Here is a 20,520-nt window from a genome sequence, read left to right on the forward strand (position 1 = left end):
CCCCGAGCCCCGGCCCCGACCCCGCTCCCGGCTCCAGCCTCGCTCCCGCCCCTGGGCCCGCACCCGGTCCCGTTCTCGTCCTCGTCCTCTGTCCCGGAAGTCTCTTCCCGCCCCCGGTCCGCCGGGCCCCCAGCAGGGACACGTCCTCCGTCAGCTCGGCGAACAGCTCCGTGTCCGTGACCCGCACCTCCGTGCCGAACAGCGTCGACAGCGCCGGCCGCGGCCGCCCCGACTGGAGCGCCACCACCTCCCGCAGGACGCCCGTCAGCTGCTCGGCCATCTCCTGCGCGGAGGCGAACCGGCGCGCCGGGTCCGGGTCGGTGGCGCGGACCAGGAAGCGGTAGAACGACTCGTACGTCCGGAAGACCGTGATGTTCTCCGGGTCGGGCAGCGAGTCCACGAAGACGTTCGTGTAGCCCTGGAAGTCGAAGGTCATCACGGCGAGCGTGCGCGCCACCGTGTACAGGTCGCTCGCCACCGACGGGCCGACCTCGGCCACCTCCGGCGCCTGGTAGCCGACGGTGCCGTAGATCGCCGACTCGTCGTCGTCCATCCGCCGGACCGCGCCCATGTCGATGAGCTTCAGCTGGTCCTCGGTCTGTATGGCGTTGTCGACCTTGAAGTCGCAGTACAGCAGGTTCCGGTTGTGCAGGTGACCGAGCGCCTCCAGGGCCTCGATCCCGTACGCGCAGGCCTGCTCCACCGGCAGCGGGTCGCGCCGCCCGTCCGGCGTGCGCCGCCCGTTGGCGATCTCCTTGAGCGACTTGCCGCCGACGTACTCCATGACGATGTAGCCGTCCAGGGAGCCGGTCCGCTGGTCGAGGTGCTCGACGAAGTTGTAGATCCGGACGATGTTGGAGTGCTCGATCTCCGCGAGGAAGCGGCGCTCGGAGATCGCCGCCGCCATGGCGTCCTGGTCGCCGGTGTCGAGCAGGCCCTTGAGGACGACCCAGCGGTCCGAGACGGCCCGGTCGACGGCGAGGTAGACCCAGCCCAGACCGCCGTGCGCGAGACAGCCCGCCACCTCGTACTGGCCGTGGACGATGTCCCCGGAGCGCAGCTTCGGCACGAAGGAGTACGGGTGCCCGCAGCTGGTGCAGAAGCCCTCCGTGCGGCCCGGCCGGTCGCCCCGCGCACGGCCCACCGGGGCGCCGCAGTCGGAGCGCGAGCAGAACCGCTTCCGCTCGGGGACCTCGGGGTTCTCCATCACCGCGCCCCGCGGGTCGGGGCGCGGCACCTCCGGGATCGTGACCAGGCCCGCGCCCAGCCGGTTCCGGGCGGACTGCCCGGTCGACGAGCCCGAGCTGCGCACCGACACCGAACGGCCCGTGGACCGACCGGAGAGCGAGCGCGACAGGCGCCCCGAGACCGACCGGCGCGAGGTCGAGGAGCGGGACGAGGCCCGCGAGGAGGCCCGCGAACCGCTCCGCGAGGAAGCGGAGTCCGGCCCGCCGACGCCCGTCCCCGTGCGGGAGGACCGGCCGGGCACGGCCACCCCGGTCGGCGACGAGCCGATCATCCCGCCGGGCGCGACGACCGGCGCGAGCCCGCAGGTGTCGCAGTACAGCTCGCCGCCGCCCATGTCCTCGTACGAGCCCCCGCACGAGGGACGCTGGCAGCTCCCCACACCCGTCTCCCCGCTCACCACTGCCGTCCTCCCGCGCCTTCCGCGTTCCCCGCGCCCTCCGCGCCCCCGGGCGCGGACAGCACCTCCGCCGCCGCCCGCTGGTAGCGCAGCACCGCCTCCTCCGCGACCCGCAGGTCGCAGGGCGCGCTCCACAGCATCCGCCGGGCCGTGTCGTACCGCTCGATCAGGAGCGGGTCCTCCGCCGCGCCGAGCCGCGCCACCTTCGCCTTGTACGCGTCGAGCCGGCCGCGCAGCTCCGCCCGGACCGCGAGCGGCGCGGTGACCGCCGTCAACGACTCGCGGGCCCGCAGCAGTTCCTCCTCCGCCTCCCGCTCCAGGGAGTCCAGGAGCGGGGAGAGCCGGTGCCACTGGGCGTGCCTGCGGTACTCGGCGGCGGCCACGAGCCGCTCCTGGAGCGCCGTCGGGGGACCGCTGACGGCCGGCACCTCGGAGGCGGCGATCTTCGCCAGGACCTCGCCGCGCGCGGACCGCGCCTCGGCGAGCGTCCGGTCCGCCCGCGAGAGCACGTCCCGCAGCCGCAGCAGCCGGTCCTCGGAGTCCTGCCGGACGGCGAGGACGGCCTCGATCTCGCGCCGCACGTCCTCCAGGGCCAGGGCGGCCCGGTCGTACCGCCCGGTGTCGGGGCGGCCCCCGCCGGGCGCCGAACTCCCCGCCGCCGGACGCCAGAAGGCCAGCGGGTCCGTGATCACCTGGGAGCGCAGCAGGCCCAGCTCGGCCGTGATCTCCTCCAGCTCGTCCCCGGCCGGGTGCTCGCCCGGCCGCACGCCCACCGAGTGCGCGAGGGACCGCGTCCGGCCCAGCTCGGCGGCGAGCAGGTCTATCCGGGCGGGCAGCGCCGACCAGACCGCGTCGGCGGTGACGACCAGGTCGAGCGAAGAGGCGTACAGCTCGTTCATCCGCCGGACCAGGCCCTCCAGGGTGAAGCGCTCGGACAGCAGCGCCTCCTCCCCCGCGCCGCCCGGGACGAGGACGCTCTCGCCGCGCAGCCGGTCGGTCAGCTCCACCAGCTCCTCCCGGCCGGGCCAGCGGCGCCGCGCGCGCACCTCGCGGGCGTTCCGCAGGGCGTCGGTGTACACGTCGAAGCAGGTCCAGAGCAGGGTGATGGTCCGCTCGGCCACCGCCCAGCGCTCCCGGGTCGTGCCGGTCAGCGCGGCCCCTTCGAGGAGCCTGCGGCCCGCGTGGTCCTGGAGTGCGAGGAGCGAGTCCTCGACCGCCTTGTGCTCGGCGCCGAGCCGCGCCAGCGCACGGTCCGCCTCGTCCCGGTCCATCACCGGCCCAGGGGGTCCCGTGACGCCCATCGGTCACCTCTTCCGCCGTGTGTGCAGGGGGTCTTGTGTGCGCGAACTGCTCGTGGCGGCTACTTGTACAGGGGAGCGGGCGGCCCGGATATCCCGGGCAGGTCCTTCTCCAGCCACTGCCTGTACGCCGCCTGCCAGGGGCCCTGCCGGTATCCCACCAGGACGTGGTTGACCCGGCGCACCAGGTCGTCGTTGCCCAGCTTGGCCGCCACCCCGTAGTACTCCTTCGTGAACGGCTTCCCCTTCAGCTCCACCGCCGGGTCCTGGGCGGCCTGGCCGGCCGCGAGGGCGTTGTCGGTGACGACGGCGTCCACCTCGCCGAGCTGGAGCCGGGCCAGGCAGTCCAGCTGGTTGGGGACGGTCAGCAGGTCCCTGTCGTCCTTGGTGCCGTCGCCCTCGTCCTTGAAGACGGCGCCGAAGGAGTTCTCCTCCAGGGCCTCGTGGGCCGTGGACCCCTCGGCGGTGCAGACCCGCTTGCCGCGCAGCGAGGAGTCGTAGCCGGTGATGCCGGAGCTCTTGGGCGCCAGGACCTGCTGCCCGGCCTGGAAGTAGGCGGTGGAGAAGGCGACCTGCTCGATCCGCTTGCAGTTGATCGTCATGGTGCGCACGACGAGGTCGACCTTGCCGCTGTCCAGGGCGGCGATCCGCTGGTTGGTGGGGATCGCCCGGAAGATGACGGCGTTCTCGTCGCCGAGGACGCCCTTGGCGACGGCCCGGGCGAGGGCGATGTCGAAGCCCTCCAGGACGCCCTTCTCCGGGTTCCGGTAGCCCCAGCGGTAGCTGGACTGGTCGACGCCGACGACCAGCTTCCCGCGCTCCTTGATCGCCCGGATCGACGGGCCGTCCTGCGTGGAGGGCGTGAGGGAGGCCTCCGGGTTCCGGCAGGTGTCCGCCCGCACCTGGATGCCGGTGCCGGTGCCGGTGCCGGATCCGGCCGTCCGGTCCGTCCCGGGCGCGGCCGCCGCGTCACCGCCGTGCCGCGCCAGCGGGAGCAGGGTGAGCGAGGCGGTGAGCCCGCAGGCCACGGCCATGGCCGCCACTCCGCCCCAGCCGCGCAGCCGCCGCGCCGCCCGCCGCCCCGGCGGCTCCGAGCCCTCGGACATCCCTCCCCCTCTCACCGGTACTCCGACAGTCTGCGGTTGATGCCGAGGACGGCGCCCGCCGCCCCCAGGATCCCGAGGGCCGCCGCGCCCGCGGGCAGCCCCGTCAGCGCGCCCCGGGCGTCCCCGGCGGAGCGGGTGAACTCGGCCTGCTCGTGCGCGAGGGCCCGCTCCAGGGCCGCGTCGACCTGGTCGAAGGACTCCCCGGTGGACCCCTTCGCGCCGACGATCCGGCCGAGGGCGCCCTCGTAGTCGCCGGCGTCGTCCTTCGCCCGCGCCTCCTTGTGGCGCTGCCGCCACTCGCCCGTGCGGGCGGCGGACTCGTCGACGGGACCCCGGCCGGCGTCGTCGTCGGCGAGCTCCCGCGCCGAGGCGAGCGCCTTCGTCAGGGCGCCCATGCCCGCCGTGTAGTCGGCCTCGTACTTGTCGTTCCTGCCGTCCTCGGTGAGGACGGCGCCCCGGGCGACCAGGGTCAGGTTCTCGTTGGCGCGGGCGGTGAGCGAGCTGATCCGGGCCGTGTTGAGGACCTGGAGGGACTCCTGCCCGTGCGCCCGCGCGTCGTCCAGCCCGGCCCGGGCGACGGTGTGCGCGGCGACGAGCCAGAGCAGGACGACGCCCGTGGCGGCGGTGGCGGCGAGCAGCCCGTGGTTGAAGACCCGGTGGGTGCGGGCGTAGGTGCGGCGCTGGGCCCAGCCGAGGGCGCCGAGGGCGACCAGGCCGAGCGCGAGCGACACGTGGGGCCAGGTCCGGGCCGCGTCGTCGTCCCGGTGCAGCCGCTCCGTCTCCGCCGCGTACAGCCGCTCGGCGGCGGGGAGCAGGACGCCGGTCATCTGCTGGTTGGCGTACCGCAGATAGGCGCCGCCCAGCGGCAGGCCCTGCCGGTTGGCGGCCCGGGCGCGCTCCACGAGGCCCGTGTAGCGCGGGAGCTGTTCGCCGAGCGTGGTGATCTCGCGGGCCGACTCCGGCGAACCGTCCGTGTGCGCCGCGGCCTTGACGAGGAGCCGGGAGGCGGTGGTGATGTCCTTCGCGTACCGCTCGCGCGATCCGGCCGGCTCCAGGGTGCCGGCGAGGAACCCGCTGGCGGCGGTGGTGTCGGCGTCGGCGAGGGAGCGGTAGAGGGCGGCGGCGTCGGCGCTCAGCGGCTGGCTGCGGCCCACGACGTCGTCGGCGGCGGAGGCCCGGCCGGTGACCTCCAGCGCGGTGACGGCCCCGAACGCGACGACGAGCAGCGCCAGTACGGCCCCGAGGATCTGGAGCCGGCCGGGCTCGGTCGTCGTGGCCGTCCGCAGCCGCTCCCGCCCCACGGCCCAGGCCCCGCGCCCCGCGGGCGGCGCGGCGGGAGGCACCGGCGACGGCTGCGCGGGCACGCCGGCCGGGCGCGCGGGCGCCGCGGCCGTGCTCCGCGCCGCCGGTGCGGCGGGCGCGTTCGGCGGGTGTGTCACTTGACCTCCCCCTCGGTCGCTGACAGGCCGGTCCGCCCCGGAGCGCCGGCGGACCGGCTCCGGTGGAGGACCACCCGGCGAGCAGTATGGCCGCACGGGCCCTTCCGCACACCGGGATTGACTGGATCTTGTTCCTGCTGGCTCCTATCGTGCCCCATGCCTCCCACGCGTCCGCAGGAGAATCCCCTCACCTTGAATACGTCCCCGCCCGGCGATCGGTTCCGCGCCGGACATCGCTCGAACAGGTGAACATGGGTACGAGGCCGGAGGAACACGGCTGCGGGGCCGGGGGAGCACGGCTACGGGGCGCCCCCGCCGGACCGGCGAAGACGCCCCGCGGCCGCCTCACACCCCGTAGTGCTCCCGCAGCCGGGCCGCGGCCGACGGCCGCGCCGCCACCTCGTCCAGGGCGAGGAGGCCCGCCCCGAGGACCGGCGGCGCCGTCACGAAGCCGACCGCCGCCTTCGGCGCCCGCTCCGCGAGGAGCGCCCGCAGCCGCTCCTCCAGCTGCGGGTGGCGCGCGGCGAGCACGCTGCCGCCGAGCAGGACCGGCGCCGGCCCGTCCAGCAGCCCCAGCCGCCCGAGCGCCACCGAGGCCATGGCCACGACCTCCTCGGCGAGCCGGTGCACGATCGACAGCGCCACCGGGTCGCCCGCCGCGCTCACCCGGAAGAGCACGGGCGCCAGTTCGTGCCGCCGCTCCATCGGCACCCGGCCCAGGTGCAGCGCCTCGATCAGCGCGTACATCGTCTCCAGGCCGAAGTGCGCGGGCAGCGCCCGCGACAGCTCGGTCGGCTCGCCGCGCCCGTCCTCGCCGCGCGCCGCGAACCACAGCGCCTCCTCGGCCATGCCGCTGCCGCCGCCCCAGTCCCCGGACAGCCTCCCGATCGCGGGGAAGCGCGCGGTCCGCCCGTCCGGGACCATCCCGACGCAGTTGATCCCGGCCCCGCACACCACCGCCACGCCCCGGGGCTCGTCGATCCCGGCCCGCAGGACGGCGAAGGTGTCGTTGTGCACCCGCACGGACCGGCTCCAGCCGCGGGAGAGCACCTCGTCCCGGAGCGCGGTCTCCTCCACGGGCAGGTCGGCGTTGGCGAGACAGGCCGTGACGTGCGCGAACTCCGCCGGCACCCCGGCGTCGGCACACGCCCGCGCCACGATCTCCGCGAGCCCGTCCACCGCCGTCGCCACCCCCACCAGCGGGGGCTGGAACCCGCCGCCGCGGGCCGCCCCGAGGACGGTGCCGCCCCCGGAGAGGACCGCGACGTCGGTCTTGCTGTTCCCCGCGTCGATCGCGAGGAGGGTCCCGTTCACGCCCACGCGAGGTGCTCCCGGTTGTGCGCGATCAGCCGGTCGGTGAGGCCGTCGGCGTACGCGTACTGCCCGATCAGGGGGTGCGCGAGCAGCGCCTTGAAGACCCGGTCCCGGCCGCCGCGCAGCGCCGCCTCCAGGGCCAGGTCCTCGTAGGCCGTCACGTTCGCGACCAGTCCGGCGTACAGCGGGTCCACCGGCGCGACCGCCAGCGGCACCGCGCCCTCCGGGCCGACCGCCGCCTGCGTCTCGATCACGGCGTCGTCCGGCAGGAACGGCAGCGTGCCGCGGTTGTACGTGTTCACCACCTGGTGCGGCGAACCCCCGCCGCCCAGGAGGGCCGCCGCCAGGTCCACGGCCGCCTCCGAGTAGAAGGCGCCGCCGCGCTTGGCGAGCAGGGCCGGCTTCTCGTCGAGCGCCGGGTCCCCGTACATCTCCAGGAGTTCCTTCTCCATCGCGGCGACCTCGGCGGCCCGCGAGGGCTTGGTGCCGAGCTCGCGCACCACCTCGTCGTGCGCGTAGAAGTAGCGCAGGTAGTACGAGGGGACGACGCCGAGCCGGTCCAGGACCGGGCGCGGCAGCCGCAGGTCGTCCGCGATCGCGTCGCCGTGCTCGGCGAGCAGCCGGGGCAGCACGTTCTCGCCGCCGGGGCCCCCGATCCGTACCGCCCGCTCCCACGTCAGGTGGTTGAGCCCGACGTGGTCCAGGTGCACGTCCGACGGGGCCACGTCCAGGAGCGCGGCGAACTTGCGCTGGAAGCCGATGGCCACGTTGCACAGGCCGACGGCCTTGTGCCCGGCCTGGAGCAGCGCCCGCGTCACGATGCCGACGGGGTTGGTGAAGTCGATGATCCAGGCGTCCGGGTTGGCGCGCCGGACCCGCTCCGCGATGTCCAGGACCACCGGGACCGTGCGCAGCGCCTTGGCGAGGCCGCCGGCGCCGGTGGTCTCCTGGCCGACGCAGCCGCACTCCAGGGGCCAGGTCTCGTCCTTCTCGCGGGCGGCCTGCCCGCCGACCCGCAGCTGGAGCAGGACGGCGTCGGCGCCCTCGACCCCGGCGTCCAGGTCGGAGGTGGTGACGATCCTCCCGTCGTGCCCCTGCCTGGCGAAGATCCGCCGGGCGAGCCCGCCGACCAGGTCGAGCCGGTCGGCCGCCGGGTCGACGAGGACGAGTTCGGTGATCGGCAGGGTGTCGCGCAGCCGCGCGAACCCGTCGATCAGTTCGGGGGTGTAGGTGGAACCGCCCCCCACGACAGTGAGCTTCATGTGTGGCTCAGCCCTTCACTCCGGTCAGTGTGACTCCCTCGACGAACGCCTTCTGGGCGAAGAAGAAGACGAGGATCACGGGGGCCATGACCAGGACGGTCGCGGCCATGGTCAGATTCCAGTCGGTGTGGTGCGCGCCCTTGAAGGACTCCAGGCCGTAGCTCAGGGTCCAGGCGCCTGGGTTCTCGGAGGCGTAGATCTGCGGTCCGAAGTAGTCGTTCCAGCAGGAGAAGAACTGGAAGAGGGCCACGGCGGCGATGCCGGGCTTCGCCATCGGGACCACGACCCTGAGCAGGATGCGCAGTTCGCCGCAGCCGTCGATCCGCGCGGCCTCCACGTACTCGTCGGGGATCGTGAGGAGGAACTGGCGCAGCAGGAAGACGGCGAAGGCGTCCCCGAACGCCATCGGGACGATCAGCGGCCACAGGGTGCCGGAGAGGTCCAGCTGCTTCGCCCAGAACAGGTACATGGGGATGATCACGACCTGCGGCGGCAGCATCATCATCGAGATGACGAGCAGCAGCGACAGGCGCCGTCCCCGGAAGCGGAACTTGGCGAGCGCGTACGCGACGGGGACCGAGGACACCACGACGAGGACGGTGCCGAGCCCGGCGTACAGCAGGGAGTTGCGCCACCAGACGAGGAAGCCCTCGGTCTCGAGGACCCGGACGTAGTTGTCCCAGTGCCAGGAGTCGGGCGTCAGGTCCCGGGTGAGCGCCTGCTGGTCGCTCATCAGGGACGTCAGGAACACGAAGACGAACGGCAGGACGAAGAACAGGGCGGCGGCGACGCCGAGCGCGTGCACGGCGATCCAGTGCAGCAGCGCCTTGCGGCGGGCCCGCTTCGCCACGGGGGTCGGGGCGGTGGCCGTGAGGGTCATGGTTCAGTCACCCGAGCCGATCAGGCCGCCGCGCCGGCGCATCAGGAGCGCGGTGAAGGCCATGGAGAAGACGAAGAGCACCAGCGCGACCACGCAGGAGACGCCGTAGTTGAACTGGCTGAAGCCGAGGCTGTAGACGAGCTGCGGCAGGGTGAGCGTGGAGTCGTCCGGGTAGCCGGGGACGAAGGTGACGCCGGAGCCGCCCATCGCCCCCGAGGCGACCTTGGAGGCCACGATCGGCTGCGTGTAGTACTGCATCGCGCCGATGATCCCGGTGACCACCGCGAAGAGGACGATCGGCGCGATGTTGGGCAGCGTGATGTGGCGGAACCGCTGCCGGGGGGAGGCGCCGTCCAGTTCGGCGGCCTCGTACTGCTCCTTCGGCACGTCGAGCAGCGCGGCCATGAAGATCACCATGAGGTCGCCGACGCCCCACACGGCGAGGACCGTGAGGGCCGGTTTGGACCAGGCGGCGTCGGTGAACCAGGCGGGGGCCGGCAGGCCGGCCGCCTCCAGGAGCGAGTTGACCGGTCCGGTGCCGGGGTTGAGCAGGAAGACGAAGGCGAGCGTGGCGGCCACCGGCGGGGCCAGGTACGGCAGGTAGAAGAGGGTCCGGAAGATCCCGGCGCCCGTCTTGATCTTCGTGATCAGCAGGCCGACGCCGAGGCCGAAGACGACCCGGCAGGTGACCATGACGACGCAGAGCCAGAGGGTGTTGCGCAGGGCCGGCCAGAACTGCGGGAAGCCGGTGAAGACGTACGACCAGTTGTCGAGGCCCCGCCACTCGGGCGGGTTGAGGCCGTCGTACCGCATGAAGGAGAAGTAGACGGTGGAGACGAGCGGATAGACGAAGAAGACGCCGAATCCGATCAGCCAGGGCGACAGGAACGCCAGGGTGCGCAGTGCGTCGCGCCGGCGCCTGGACCGCAGCGTGTTCCGTCCTCCGGGGGAGGGGGCGGCCGGGGCGGCCGTCTCCCGCGCGGGCAGGGTGTCCGTGCTCATGGGCGGTGTCCGCCCGTCACTTCGCCGCGGCGATGTCGCGGTCGATCTGGGCGGCGGTGTCGGCGAGGCCCTTCTTCAGGTCGGTGACCTGCCCCTTCTCGTACCGCTGGGAGAACTTCTGGAGGGTGTCCTGGTAGGCGGAGCCGTTGACCGCGCCGTCCGAGGTGGTGGAGGCGGGGTGCCGGGCGATGTCCAGGAAGGTCTTGAAGCGCGGGTCGAAGTTCAGCTTCGGGGACTTCAGCGCCTCCAGGGTGGAGGGCACGTTGCCGATGTCGTTGGCGAAGGCGACCACGGCGTCGGTGTCCGTGGTCATGTACTCGACCAGCTCCCAGGCCGCGTTCTGCTTCCTGCTCCGCGGCGCGATGCCCATGATGGTGCCGGAGAGGTAGCCCTTGCCGTACTCGGCCACCTCGTCGTCCGCGACCGGCAGCGGCGCGACCCCGATCTCGAAGCCGGGCTTCGCCTCCTCGGCGAACCTCAGCCGCCACTCGCCGTCGAGCTGCATGGCGACCTGCCCGGTGTGGAAGGGGTGCTTGGCGCCCCACTCGTCACCGAAGGTGGTGCGGTACCTGTCGAGTCTCCGGAACCCGCCGAGGGCGTCCACCAGGGACTTCTGGTACGTCATCATCTCGGCGAACGCCGGGTCCTTCGCGACGGCCGACTTCCCGTCCTGGTCGAAGTACCCGCCGTGCTTCCACTGCGACATGTAGTGCGAGACGACCGTCTCGTAGCCGAGGTAGGTCGGCATGAAGCCGAGCCGCTCGTACGAGTCGCCCTTCGTCCTCGTCAGCTTCTCGGCGACCTCGGTGAACTCGGACCAGGTCTTCGGCGGGGCCTCGGGGTCGAGGCCGGCCCGCCGGAAGGCGTCCTTGTTGTAGTAGAGCCCGTACGCGTCGGAGAGCAGCGGCAGGCTGCACCGCCGGCCCTCGAACCGCGTGTACTCCTGGAGGACCTTCGGGAAGGTCCTGTCCAGGTCCAGCTTCGACTTCTCTATGAAGGGCTTCAGGTCCGCGAGGGCGCCCGAGGCGCAGAACTTGCCGACGTTGGACGTGGTGAACGAGGAGACGACGTCCGGTCCGTTCGAGCCGCCCGCGCGCAGGGCCTGGCCGAGCTTGTCGTCGTTGATGTTGCCGACGACCTTCACCTCGATGTTCGGGTGGGCCTTCTCGAAGCGGGCGACGTTGGCCTCGATCGCCTTGACCTCGGCGGGCGCCGACCAGCCGTGCCAGAAGGTGATCGTGGTCCTCGCGTCCGGGTCGTCGGCGGCCGCGCTGCCCGTGGAGCCGGTACAGGCGGAGGCGAGGAGGGCGGCCGAGGCGGTGGCGGCGAGCGCGACGGCGGCTCGGCGCGGGCGTGCGGGCATGGCGGGTTCTCCCTGGGGCGGGGGCGGAGGGGAAGCGGGGTCAGCGGGACGTGTCGAAGACCTCGTCGCGCGTGGCGGCGAGGGCGCTTTCGAGGGCTCCGCGCAGGACGGGGCGCCGGGGTACGGCGGCGAGGACCAGGCGCGGCCGGGAGGCGGCGAGGTCGGCGAGCGCGGACTGCACGCGGGCGCGCAGCGGCTCGCCGCCGGCGACGAGGACCTCGCCGGAGAGCACGATCAGCTCGGGGTCGAGGACGGCGACGACGGAGGAGAGCCCGATGGCGATCCGCTCGGCGTACTGGTCGAGCAGGGCCGCGTACCGGGGGTCCCCGCCCTCCGTCCCGGCGGCGTGCGCGAGCAGCCCGGACGCCACCGGCACGTACGGCTGCTCGGGGGTGTCGATGCCGAGGGCGCGGGCGATCCGGGGCACGGACTGGACGCCGGCGAGCTCCTGGTAGCCGCCGGAGTTGGCCTTGGTGACCTGGCGCACGAGCGGGGTGCCGGGCACGGGCAGGAAGCCGAGCTCGCCCGCGCCGCCGGTGAAGCCCCGGTGCAGCCGCCCGCCGAGGACGAGGGCGGCGCCGATGCCCTCCTCGTTCCAGAGCAGGGCGAAGTCGGAGTGGCCCCGGGCGGCGCCCAGGCGCTGCTCGGCGAGGGCGACGAGGTTGACGTCGTTCTCGTACTCGAACGGCATCGGCAGGGCGGCGGCCAGCTCCTCCAGGAGCGTGGGGGAGTGCCAGCCGGGCAGGTGGGAGGCGTAGCGCAGGCGCCCGGTGGCCGGGTCGAAGGCGCCGGGGGTGCCGATGACCAGGCGCCGCACGTCCTCGCGGGCGATCCCGGCCGCCTTCACGGCCCCGTCGAGGACCTCGGTGACCTGGCCGACGACCCCGGCGGCGGAACGGCCGGGGGTGGGCAGCTCGGACTCGCCGACGATCTCGCCGGTGAGGTCGGCGACGGCGGCGCGGATGCGGCGGCTGGTGACGTCGAGTCCGGCGGCGTACGCGGCGCGCGCGTTCACCGAGTAGAGCTGGGCGTTCGGCCCGGGGCGGCCCTCGGTGGTGCCGGTCGCGACGACGAGGCCGGCCGCTTCGAGACGGGCGAGCAGCTGGGAGGCGGTCGGCTTGGAGAGCCCGGTGAGCTTGCCGATCCGGGTCCGCGAGAGGGGGCCGTGCTCCAGGAGCAGGTCCAGGGCGGCCCGGTCGTTCATGGCCCGCAGCACGCGTGGCGTGCCGGGGGTCCCCGGAGTCGTACCGGCCATCGGGTGCGCACCTGCCCTTGCACTGTTAGGAAGGTTTCCTATTGAGTGGAAGGAAAATAATTCGCCCGTCACCGGCCCGTCAATACCCGGGAACGCGCGAAACCCCCGAAGGCAACGGAATCGTTGCCCGCGGGGGCGCGTGAGGAACTCGAACGGACAGTGCCGGGACCTGTGCGGAGCCGGGGTTCGGACAGGGAGTGCCGGGACCTGCACGGAGCCGGGTGCGGACAGGTAGTACCGGGACCTGCACGGAGCCGGGGCTCGGACAGGTAGTGCCGGGACCTACTTGGAGAGGTCCTTCGGCAGCGGGGTCGCCGCCGCCGACTGCGGCGAGGTCGCGTTGCCGAAGACCGAGGGGGCCGCCATGCCCGCCGTCGGGTCGGCCGCAGCCTCCTCGGCCGGGGCCGGGAGCCCGCCCACGATCCGGATGCCGGCCTCGTCCAGGCCCCGCTTGATCCGCCAGCGCAGCTCGCGCTCCACGCCGAGGGCCTTGCCCGGCATCGTCTTCGCCGCGACCCGGACCGTCATCGAGTCGAGCAGCACCTCGTTCAGGCCGAGCACCTCGACCGGGCCCCACAGGCGCTCGTTCCACGGCTCCTCCTTCGCCATGGCCTCGGCCGCCTCGACGATCACCGACCGCACCCGGTCCAGGTCCTCGGTCGGCCGGACCGTCACGTCCACGGCCGCCGTCGCCCAGCCCTGGCTGAGGTTGCCTATCCGCTTGATCTCGCCGTTGCGCACGTACCAGATCTCGCCGTCCACCCCGCGCAGCTTGGTCACCCGCAGGCCCACCTCGACGACCTCGCCGGAGGCCACGCCCGCGTCGACCGAGTCGCCGACGCCGTACTGGTCCTCCAGGATCATGAAGACGCCGGACAGGAAGTCGGTCACCAGGTTCCGGGCGCCGAAACCGATCGCCACACCGGCCACACCGGCCGACGCGAGCAGCGGCGCCAGGTCGATCTTGAAGGCGCCGAGGATCATCAGCCCGGCCGTGCCCAGGATCAGGAAGGACGCGACCGAGCGCAGCACCGACCCGATCGCCTCCGAGCGCTGCCGCCGCCGCTCGGTGTTGACGAGGAGACCGCCCAGGGCCGTCCCCTCCACCGCCTGCGCCGAGCGGTTCATCCGCTCGATCAGCTTCGTCAGGGCCCGGCGGACGGCCATCCGCAGGAGCAGCGCGACGACCAGGATGAGGAGGATGCGCAGGCCGGTGTTCAGCCAGGTGGACCAGTTCTCCTCCACCCAGGTGGCGGCGTTCGTGGCCCGCTCGGCAGCCTCGTCCAGGGTCACCGGCATGGGTTCGGGTTCGGTGGCAGCCGCCAGGGCGGACCAGGACACGGGACAACCTCCAGGCATCGCGTACGCAGGCCATCCACAGTAACGGGGTGCCGGACGCGGTCCCGTCGTCCCGCTCGGGGGAGAGACGGACCTCACCAGGGGCGGGAGGGGGGAGGCCGGCGGGGCCGGTGTGGTCGAGAACACTCCGGGCCCGCGACCCCGGTCGTGATACGTGGTGGCGCTCCGACCAGGCCTGAGGAGAGACTGAGAGCAGTTCGTCCCGGCGCGAGCCACGCGCCGCCGGCGTCATAGGAGGCATCCGTGCCGCATGTCCTGGTCCTCAACGCGTCGTACGAGCCGCTCGGCGTCGTACCGCTCCGCCGCGCACTCGTCCTCGTCCTGGAGAACAAGGCACTCTGCCTCGAAGAGTCCGGCGCCTTCCTGCACAGCGAGACCCAAGTCGTGCCCGCGCCCAGCGTGGTGCGGCTGAAGCGCTTCGTGCGGGTCCCCTACCGGGGGCCCGTTCCCCTGACCCGCCGGGCCCTCTTCGCCCGTGACGGCGGGCGCTGCGCGTACTGCGGGGGCGTCGCGACCAGCGTCGACCACGTCGTCCCGCGCAGCCGCGGGGGCACGCACGCCTGGGAGAACGTGGTGGCGGCCTGCCGCCGCTGCAACCACGTCAAGGCCGACCGGCACCTGCGCGAGCTCGGCTGGCGGCTGCGCCACCCACCGGCCCCGCCGACCGGCCTGGCCTGGCGGATCATCGGAACCGGCCACCGGGACCCCCGCTGGCTGCCGTACTTGCAGCCGTACGGCGCCGAGGACGTGATGGCCCGGATCGACTCCGTCGCGGAGACCCCCGTAGGGGCGCTCACGACGGGTTGAGCCGGGCCTTTCGCGCGAGCGGGAGCCCGCGGCGGGCCCGCGGCACGGAGCGGTGCGCCCCTCAGGGGGCGGGCCGCTCCTGCGGCGCGCCCGGGGGCGCGGTCCCGGGACCCCCGGCCGGGGGCTCCGTCGCGGACGGCACGGCACCGGTCCGCGGCGGCACCGACGGCTTCGACGGGGCCTGCGGCGCCACCGCGTACGTCTCCACCGACCAGAGCGAGTAGCCGAAGCGGGTCGCCCGTTTCTCCCCCTGCACCCGCAGGAAGCGCGTGTCCGCCGCGTCCATCCGGACCGACTCCCGGCCGCCCCTGCCCTCCGCGACCGTCGCCGCCGTGCGCCACACCCGGCCGTCCGCCGAGACCTGGACGCGGTAGCGGGAGGCGTACGCGTCCTGCCAGTGCAGCACCACCTGCCCTATCCGGGCCGGTGCGGGCAGCTCCAGCTGCCACCAGGCGCCGTCCTCCGCCGGGGAGGACCAGCGGGTGGCCGGATCCCCGTCCGCCGCCGAGGCGGCCGGGAAGTCGGGCGTCTCGTCGCCCGACGAGGAGGCCGTCGCCGTCCGCGCCAGGTCCGGGCCCGCCGTACGGGGGAAGGCCCGGACCGTCAGGACCCGCTCCTCGCCCGCGAAGGACACCGGCACCCGGTAGGCACCGGCCGGCGCGTCCGCCGCCACCGACACCTCCAGGGGGACGCGCGTCCGGCCGCCGCGCTCCACCGAGGCCCGTCCGGGCAGCCGGACCGTGATCCCCTTCGGGGCCCTCGCCGTCAGCGGCCCGCGCACCCCGCCCGCGCGCCGGCCCGTCAGCTCCACGTCCACCCGCTGCGCCGGGCCGCCGATCTCCGCGTCCGTCTCCGCGCGGGCGAGGGCGACGTCGGCGCGCGGCCCGTCCGCGAACCACGGCACCAGGGACCGCACCTCGGGGGCCGGTCCCCCCTCGCTCCACGCGACCCGCAGCGCCTCGGCCCGCAGCCCCTTCAGATCGGTCTGCGTCCACCCCGAGGGCGACAGCGGGCCGAGCGGCCGCCAGCCCTCGCCCGGGACGTACGCCTCCACGCGCGCGTCGGTGCCCGCGCGGCCGCCCTCCGGACCCGGCTCGGCCAGCACCGTCAGGCTCTCCACGGACCGCGTCCGGTCGAGCCGCACGGTGTACGAGCCGGTGGCCCGCTCGGCCCGCGCCGCCGGGGTCCGGCCGGCGCCGGTCCAGGCCGCCGCCTCGGTCACCGCGCGCGTGAGGAACGGGTCGAGGACCCCCGCGCCGACCGTCACCCGGCTCGTGCCCAGGGTCTTCCGCAGTCCTTCGAGCTCCCGCTGCGCCCGCCAGGCCGCCGCGCCGTCACCGCGCCCCTGGGCGAGCAGCATGTCGACCGCCCGCTCGCCCGCCAGGCCGTACCGGGAGAGCTGCTCCAGCCACGGTCCCGTCTCGTTCCCGTCGTCGAGGGCGCCGCCCGCGGTGGCCGTGAGCCGCTCGGGGGCCCGCCGCATCACGGTGAACGCGTCCCGCAGCCCGCGCGCCGCCGCCTCACGCGCGCGCGTGTCCGTACCGCCGCGCGCCCGCCAGAAGGCGTCCAGGAGCGGCTTCAGATAGGCCGACTCGCCCGCCGGGGCGAGGATCGAGGAGGCGCCGTTCCCGGCGAGCGCCCGCAGCGCCTCGCGGGCGGCCGGGTCCGGGCCCGCGAGGTCGTCCACGGCGGCCCGCCAGGAGTCCCCGGGCCGGTAGCCCTTCGGGTTCCAGGCGTAGTCGGCGGTGGTGAACAGCGGGACGCGGGAGGCCGCGGCCTGCTCCATGGCGTGGGCGAGGAAGGCGGCGGAACCGGCGGCCACGGCCGGCTCCCGGCCCGTCGCGGGGCCGAGGAACAGCCGGTCCTGCGCGTAGTCGTTGACCGGGTAGTTGTCCATGGTGACCAGCGGGTGGCCCAGCGCCTCGCGGGCGCCGGCCAGTTCGCCGCCGGTGATCGTGCGCGGCACCACGCCGACGCCGGTCCACGCCACCCGCACGTCCGCGTCGAGCTCCCCGGCGAACTTCGCCCGGTACGCGGTCGACCCGTCCTGGTAGTACTCCGTCGGCATCACCGTGAGCGGCTCGCCGTCCGGGTGCCGCTCGGCCAGGTGCCGGGCGACCGTGTTCGCCACGCGCGCGTGGGCGGCGGCCGCCGCCTCGGGACCGCGTCCGAAGACGTCGGCGTCCCGGGAGCAGTGCCACTCGTCGTACGAGGCGTCCTGGAACTGGAGCTGGAAGAAGCGCACCCCGAGCGCCCACATGTCGTCGAGCTTCCGGGTCAGCGCCGCCACGTCGGCGGGCGAGGCCAGGCACATGGACTGCGCGGGCGACACGGCCCAGCCGAGCGTCACGTGGCGGGCGCGGGCCCGCTCGGCGAGCGCGCGGAACTCCGCCCGCTGCGCGGCCGGGTAGGGGTCCCGCCACTGGATCTGGCGGTACGGGTCGTCCCCGGGCGCGTACAGATAGCGGTTCTGCTTGGTCCGGCCCAGGAAGTCGAGCTGCGCGAGGCGCTGTTCCGGGGTCCACGGGCGCCCGTAGAAGCCCTCGGTGATGCCGCGCTCGGCCGTGCCGGGCCAGTCCCGGACGACGACCCCGGGCACCTCCCGGCCGGAGCCGAGGAGCTGACGCAGCGTCTGCACGGCGTGGAACAGGCCGTCCCCGCCGACCCCGTCCAGGACGACCGTCTCCCGCCCCCGGAACCGGCCCGTGGCGAGCCGGTAGCCGCCGCGCGGCAGGTCCAGGCGCTCGGGCACGCCCAGGGCGGTCAGCGCCTCCGCCGCGCCCTCCCCGGCCGGTCCGGCGGCCCGGAGCACCGGGCCCCGGCCCGGGAGCCCGGTGTGGACGGTCCGCACCCCGGCCGCCCGCAGCAGCTCGCGCAGGGCGTCCAGGGCGTACGGATCGGCGTCGGCGTCCGCGAGCAGCGTCACCTCGTCCCCGAGCCGCACGGCGGGCCCGGCGGCCGCCAGGGACTGCGGCCGGGGCCAGACGGCGGGCACGCGCGCGGGGGCCCGGACGGGGGTCCGGGCGGCGTCCGCCGGGGGAGGTGCGGGGGCCGCGGGGGTCCGCGCGGGCGTCGGGGCCGTCGGGGCCGCGGGCACCCTCGGGAACGCCTGCGCCGCGCCCGGGGCGGCCCCGCCGAGGAGGCCGCCGATGACCGCTGCGGCGACGGCCGTCGCGGTGCGCTTCCTGCGCCCGAGGTGCACGGGGGTCTCCCTTCGGCGGGGCCGGCCGCTCCGCCGGTTGGTCACGAGTCGGTCACGAGCCCACCACCCGTCGCACGCAAGTGTCAATGCGCATGGCCGATGTGTCGGCTTTGCCCGGTGAGCCGTCGGCGAGGTGACGCCACTTCCTCACTTCCCGCCGGTAAAACGAGGTGCGGTGGGTAGGTCTCTGTAGTTGTCCAGGTCCCACCTGCCGAGACGAACCGGGAGACCCCCGTGACCACGACCGCCCGCCACGGACGGATACGGATTCCGCAGCAGTCGGCACCCGCCGGCGCGCCGCTGACCAGCGAGCCGCTCACCAGCGAGCCGCCCCTGCCCGACGCGTCCCCCCTCACCAGCGAGCCTCCGCTGACCGCGGAGGCCCCTCTGACCAGCGAACCCACCGCCCCCGTCCACGCGGGCGGCCCGGAGTCCCCCGGAGTGTGAAGTGACCCTGGCCCGTCTCGCCGCCCGTCACGGCGTCGCCACCGTCCACAGCCCCGCCGACGGCGCCGTCGTGCCCGTGCCCGAGACCACCGTGGTGGCCGTCCTGGCCGCCCTGGGCGTGGACGCGTCCACGCCGGAGGCGGTCGCGGCCGCCCTCGGAGCGGTGGAACGCGCCGACCGGGAGAGCCTGTTGCCCCCGACCCTGGTCCACTGGCGGACCGGGGACGGGAGCGAGGGGCCCGGCACCGGCCCGCGCGAGGAGACGGGCCCGCCCGGCGAGCCCCCGCTCCGCCCCCCGGCCGCCCACCCGCCCGGCACCCGCCTCCAGGTCACCACCGAGGACGGCGCCGTCGTCATCGGCGAGGACTGGTCGGAACTGCCCCTCGGCGTCCACGCGGTCCAGGCCGAGGCCCCCGACGGACGCACGGCCACCGGCACCCTGATCGTGAGCCCCGCGCGCGTCCCCGGACCGGACCGGCGCGCCTACGGACTCCTCGTCCAGCTCTACTCGCTGCTCTCCACCCGCTCCTGGGGCATGGGCGACCTCGGCGACCTGCGCGAGCTCGTCACCTGGGCGGGCCGGCGGCACGGCGCCGGGTTCGTCCAGGTCAACCCGCTCCACGCGGGCGTGCCCGGCGCGCCCACCGACCCCTCCCCGTACCGCCCCTCCTCGCGCCGCTTCCCGGACCCCGTCCACCTGCGGATCGAGGAGATCCCCGAGTACGCCCTGATCGGCCCCGAGCGCCGCGAGGAGCTGGACCGGATCCTCGCCGACGCGGCCGAGCTGCGCGAACGGGTCCTCGGCAAGGGCGCCCTGATCGACCGGGACGCGGTCTGGGAGGTCAAGCGGCGGGCCCTGGAGCTGCTCCTCGCGAGCGTGGAGCCCGGCCCCGGGAGGCGCGCCGACTTCCACGACTTCCTGGCCGGGCGGGGCCGCGCCCTGGAGGACCACGCCACCTACCAGGCCCTCGCCGAGCGGCACGGCCACCACTGGCGCGCCTGGCCCGACGCCCTGCGCACCCCGCGCGCGGCGGAGGCGGCCGTGCGCGCCGATCCCGCCCTGGCCGCCCGGGTCGACTTCCACTGCCGGCTCGCCTGGCTGACGGACCGGCAGCTCGCCGACGCCGCCGGGGCCGCCCGCGAGGCCGGGATGGAGATCGGGATCGTCCACGACCTGGCGGTCGGCGTCCACCCGGAGGGCTCGGACGCCTGGGCCGGCCAGGAGGCCTTCGCCGCCGGCATGTCGGTCGGCGCCCCGCCCGACGCCTTCAACTCCCGGGGCCAGGACTGGGGCCTGCCGCCCTGGCGGCCCGACGCCCTCGCCGCCGCGGGCTACGCCCCGTACCGGGGACTCCTGCGCGAACTCCTGCGCCACGCGGGCGCGCTGCGCATCGACCACGTGATGGGCCTCTTCCGGCTCTGGTGGGTGCCGGAGGGCCGCGAGCCCACCGAGGGCACGTACGTCCGGTACGACGCCGAGGCGATGCTCGCCGTCCTGGTCCTGGAGGCGCACCGCGCCGGGGCCCTGGTCATCGGCGAGGACCTCGGCACGGTCGAGCCGGGCGTGCGGGAGGAGCTGGCCCGGCGCGGGGTCTTCGGGACCTCCGTGCTCTGGTTCGAGCGGGACTGGGCGGGCACCGGCCACCCGCTGCCCCCGGAGGAGTGGCGCGCCGAGTGCGTCGCCACCGCCACCACCCACGACCTGCCCTCCACCGCCGCCCGGCTCTCCGGCGACCACGTCGTGCTGCGGCACCGGCTCGGGCTGCTCCCCGGCGACCTGGAGCGCGAGCGGGTGGCGGACCGGGCCGAGACCGCCGAGTGGCGCGGCCTGTTCGAGCGGCTCGGGCTGCTTCCGGAGGGGCCGGGGGAGGAGGCCGAGATCCGGGCCGTCCACCGGTACCTGCTCGCCACCCCGGCCCGGATGGTCGGCGTGTGGCTGCCGGACGCCGTGGGCGACCGCAGACCGCAGAACCTGCCGGGCACCTGGGACGAGTACCCCAACTGGCGGCTGCCGGTCGCGGGCCCCGACGGGCAGCCGCTCACCCTGGAGGCGCTGGCCGCCTCGCCCCGGGCGCACGCCCTCCTGAGCGAGCTGCACGCCCGTACGGCACCCCCGGGCGCGCGGCGCGCATAGGCGTTCG

Annotated in this window: 15 protein-coding genes; 3 read left to right on the top strand and 12 right to left on the bottom strand. The window is 74.9% G+C overall.

What is annotated here, in order from left to right:
• The 11 genes from ADL08_RS27650 to ADL08_RS27700 form a co-directional block, all read right to left on the bottom strand.
• Positions 1-1,582, bottom strand: a 1,582-nt coding sequence (locus ADL08_RS27650; RefSeq protein WP_234352284.1) for a serine/threonine protein kinase, incomplete at its 3' end; no start/stop codon positions are given.
• 59 nt (positions 1,583-1,641) lie between these two features.
• A complete protein-coding gene (locus tag ADL08_RS27655) occupies positions 1,642-2,946 on the bottom strand; it encodes a hypothetical protein (RefSeq protein WP_199837101.1) in 1,305 nt (434 codons plus the stop codon).
• A 59-nt stretch (positions 2,947-3,005) separates the two neighbouring features.
• On the bottom strand, positions 3,006-4,049 hold the full coding sequence (locus ADL08_RS27660) for a glutamate ABC transporter substrate-binding protein (protein WP_053647688.1): 1,044 nt from the start codon (positions 4,047-4,049) through the stop codon (positions 3,006-3,008).
• A gap of 11 nt (positions 4,050-4,060) precedes the next feature.
• On the bottom strand, positions 4,061-5,488 hold the full coding sequence (locus tag ADL08_RS27665; protein WP_078968358.1) for a hypothetical protein: 1,428 nt from the start codon (positions 5,486-5,488) through the stop codon (positions 4,061-4,063).
• A 345-nt stretch (positions 5,489-5,833) separates the two neighbouring features.
• The gene (locus tag ADL08_RS27670) at positions 5,834-6,808 is read right to left on the bottom strand and encodes an N-acetylglucosamine kinase (protein WP_053647690.1); all 975 of its coding nucleotides are present in this window, start codon (positions 6,806-6,808) and stop codon (positions 5,834-5,836) included.
• The gene (locus tag ADL08_RS27675; RefSeq protein ID WP_053647696.1) at positions 6,799-8,064 is read right to left on the bottom strand and encodes a 6-phospho-beta-glucosidase; all 1,266 of its coding nucleotides are present in this window, start codon (positions 8,062-8,064) and stop codon (positions 6,799-6,801) included. Before ADL08_RS27675 ends, ADL08_RS27670 begins: the two co-directional genes overlap by 10 nt.
• A gap of 7 nt (positions 8,065-8,071) precedes the next feature.
• The gene (locus ADL08_RS27680) at positions 8,072-8,944 is read right to left on the bottom strand and encodes a carbohydrate ABC transporter permease (protein WP_053647698.1); all 873 of its coding nucleotides are present in this window, start codon (positions 8,942-8,944) and stop codon (positions 8,072-8,074) included.
• A gap of 3 nt (positions 8,945-8,947) precedes the next feature.
• Positions 8,948-9,946, bottom strand: a complete 999-nt coding sequence (locus ADL08_RS27685; protein ID WP_053647700.1) for a carbohydrate ABC transporter permease — start codon at positions 9,944-9,946, stop codon at positions 8,948-8,950.
• Between the two features lie 16 nt (positions 9,947-9,962).
• Positions 9,963-11,309 carry an ABC transporter substrate-binding protein gene (locus ADL08_RS27690; protein WP_053647701.1) on the bottom strand — a complete coding sequence of 449 codons (1,347 nt, stop codon included), beginning with the start codon at positions 11,307-11,309 and terminating at the stop codon, positions 9,963-9,965.
• Between the two features lie 40 nt (positions 11,310-11,349).
• Positions 11,350-12,564, bottom strand: coding sequence for an ROK family transcriptional regulator (locus ADL08_RS27695; RefSeq protein ID WP_053647703.1), 1,215 nt, complete (start codon positions 12,562-12,564; stop codon positions 11,350-11,352).
• A gap of 282 nt (positions 12,565-12,846) precedes the next feature.
• Entirely contained in the window at positions 12,847-13,923 is a 1,077-nt protein-coding gene (locus ADL08_RS27700) for a mechanosensitive ion channel family protein (RefSeq protein WP_053647705.1), read from the bottom strand.
• 243 nt (positions 13,924-14,166) lie between these two features.
• Between ADL08_RS27700 and ADL08_RS27705 the strand changes: the two genes are divergently transcribed.
• On the top strand, positions 14,167-14,730 hold the full coding sequence (locus ADL08_RS27705; protein WP_053647707.1) for an HNH endonuclease: 564 nt from the start codon (positions 14,167-14,169) through the stop codon (positions 14,728-14,730).
• 61 nt (positions 14,731-14,791) lie between these two features.
• Here the strand turns inward: ADL08_RS27705 and ADL08_RS27710 are convergent, their stop codons facing one another.
• Positions 14,792-17,932, bottom strand: a complete 3,141-nt coding sequence (locus ADL08_RS27710; RefSeq protein WP_053647709.1) for a beta-N-acetylglucosaminidase domain-containing protein — start codon at positions 17,930-17,932, stop codon at positions 14,792-14,794.
• Between the two features lie 234 nt (positions 17,933-18,166).
• Here ADL08_RS27710 and ADL08_RS27715 point away from each other — a divergent pair, with 234 nt between their 5' ends.
• Positions 18,167-18,379, top strand: a complete 213-nt coding sequence (locus ADL08_RS27715; protein ID WP_053647711.1) for a hypothetical protein — start codon at positions 18,167-18,169, stop codon at positions 18,377-18,379.
• A 1-nt stretch (position 18,380) separates the two neighbouring features.
• Positions 18,381-20,513, top strand: a complete 2,133-nt coding sequence (gene malQ / locus ADL08_RS27720) for a 4-alpha-glucanotransferase (protein ID WP_053647714.1) — start codon at positions 18,381-18,383, stop codon at positions 20,511-20,513.
• Positions 20,514-20,520: the final 7 nt, after the last annotated feature.

The organism is Streptomyces sp. NRRL F-6492 (genome assembly GCF_001280125.1).
Classification (GTDB): domain Bacteria; phylum Actinomycetota; class Actinomycetes; order Streptomycetales; family Streptomycetaceae; genus Streptomyces.

Excerpts from the sequence above, each read along its gene's own strand:
- ADL08_RS27655 (WP_199837101.1), bottom strand. The coding sequence starts at position 2,946 with ATGGGCGTCACGGGACCCCCTGGGCCGGTGATGGACCGGGACGAGGCG.
- ADL08_RS27660 (WP_053647688.1), bottom strand. The coding sequence starts at position 4,049 with ATGTCCGAGGGCTCGGAGCCGCCGGGGCGGCGGGCGGCGCGGCGGCTG.
- ADL08_RS27675 (WP_053647696.1), bottom strand. The coding sequence starts at position 8,064 with ATGAAGCTCACTGTCGTGGGGGGCGGTTCCACCTACACCCCCGAACTG.
- ADL08_RS27680 (WP_053647698.1), bottom strand. The coding sequence starts at position 8,944 with ATGACCCTCACGGCCACCGCCCCGACCCCCGTGGCGAAGCGGGCCCGC.
- ADL08_RS27685 (WP_053647700.1), bottom strand. The coding sequence starts at position 9,946 with ATGAGCACGGACACCCTGCCCGCGCGGGAGACGGCCGCCCCGGCCGCC.
- ADL08_RS27690 (WP_053647701.1), bottom strand. The coding sequence starts at position 11,309 with ATGCCCGCACGCCCGCGCCGAGCCGCCGTCGCGCTCGCCGCCACCGCC.
- ADL08_RS27695 (WP_053647703.1), bottom strand. The coding sequence starts at position 12,564 with ATGGCCGGTACGACTCCGGGGACCCCCGGCACGCCACGCGTGCTGCGG.
- ADL08_RS27700 (WP_053647705.1), bottom strand. The coding sequence starts at position 13,923 with ATGCCTGGAGGTTGTCCCGTGTCCTGGTCCGCCCTGGCGGCTGCCACC.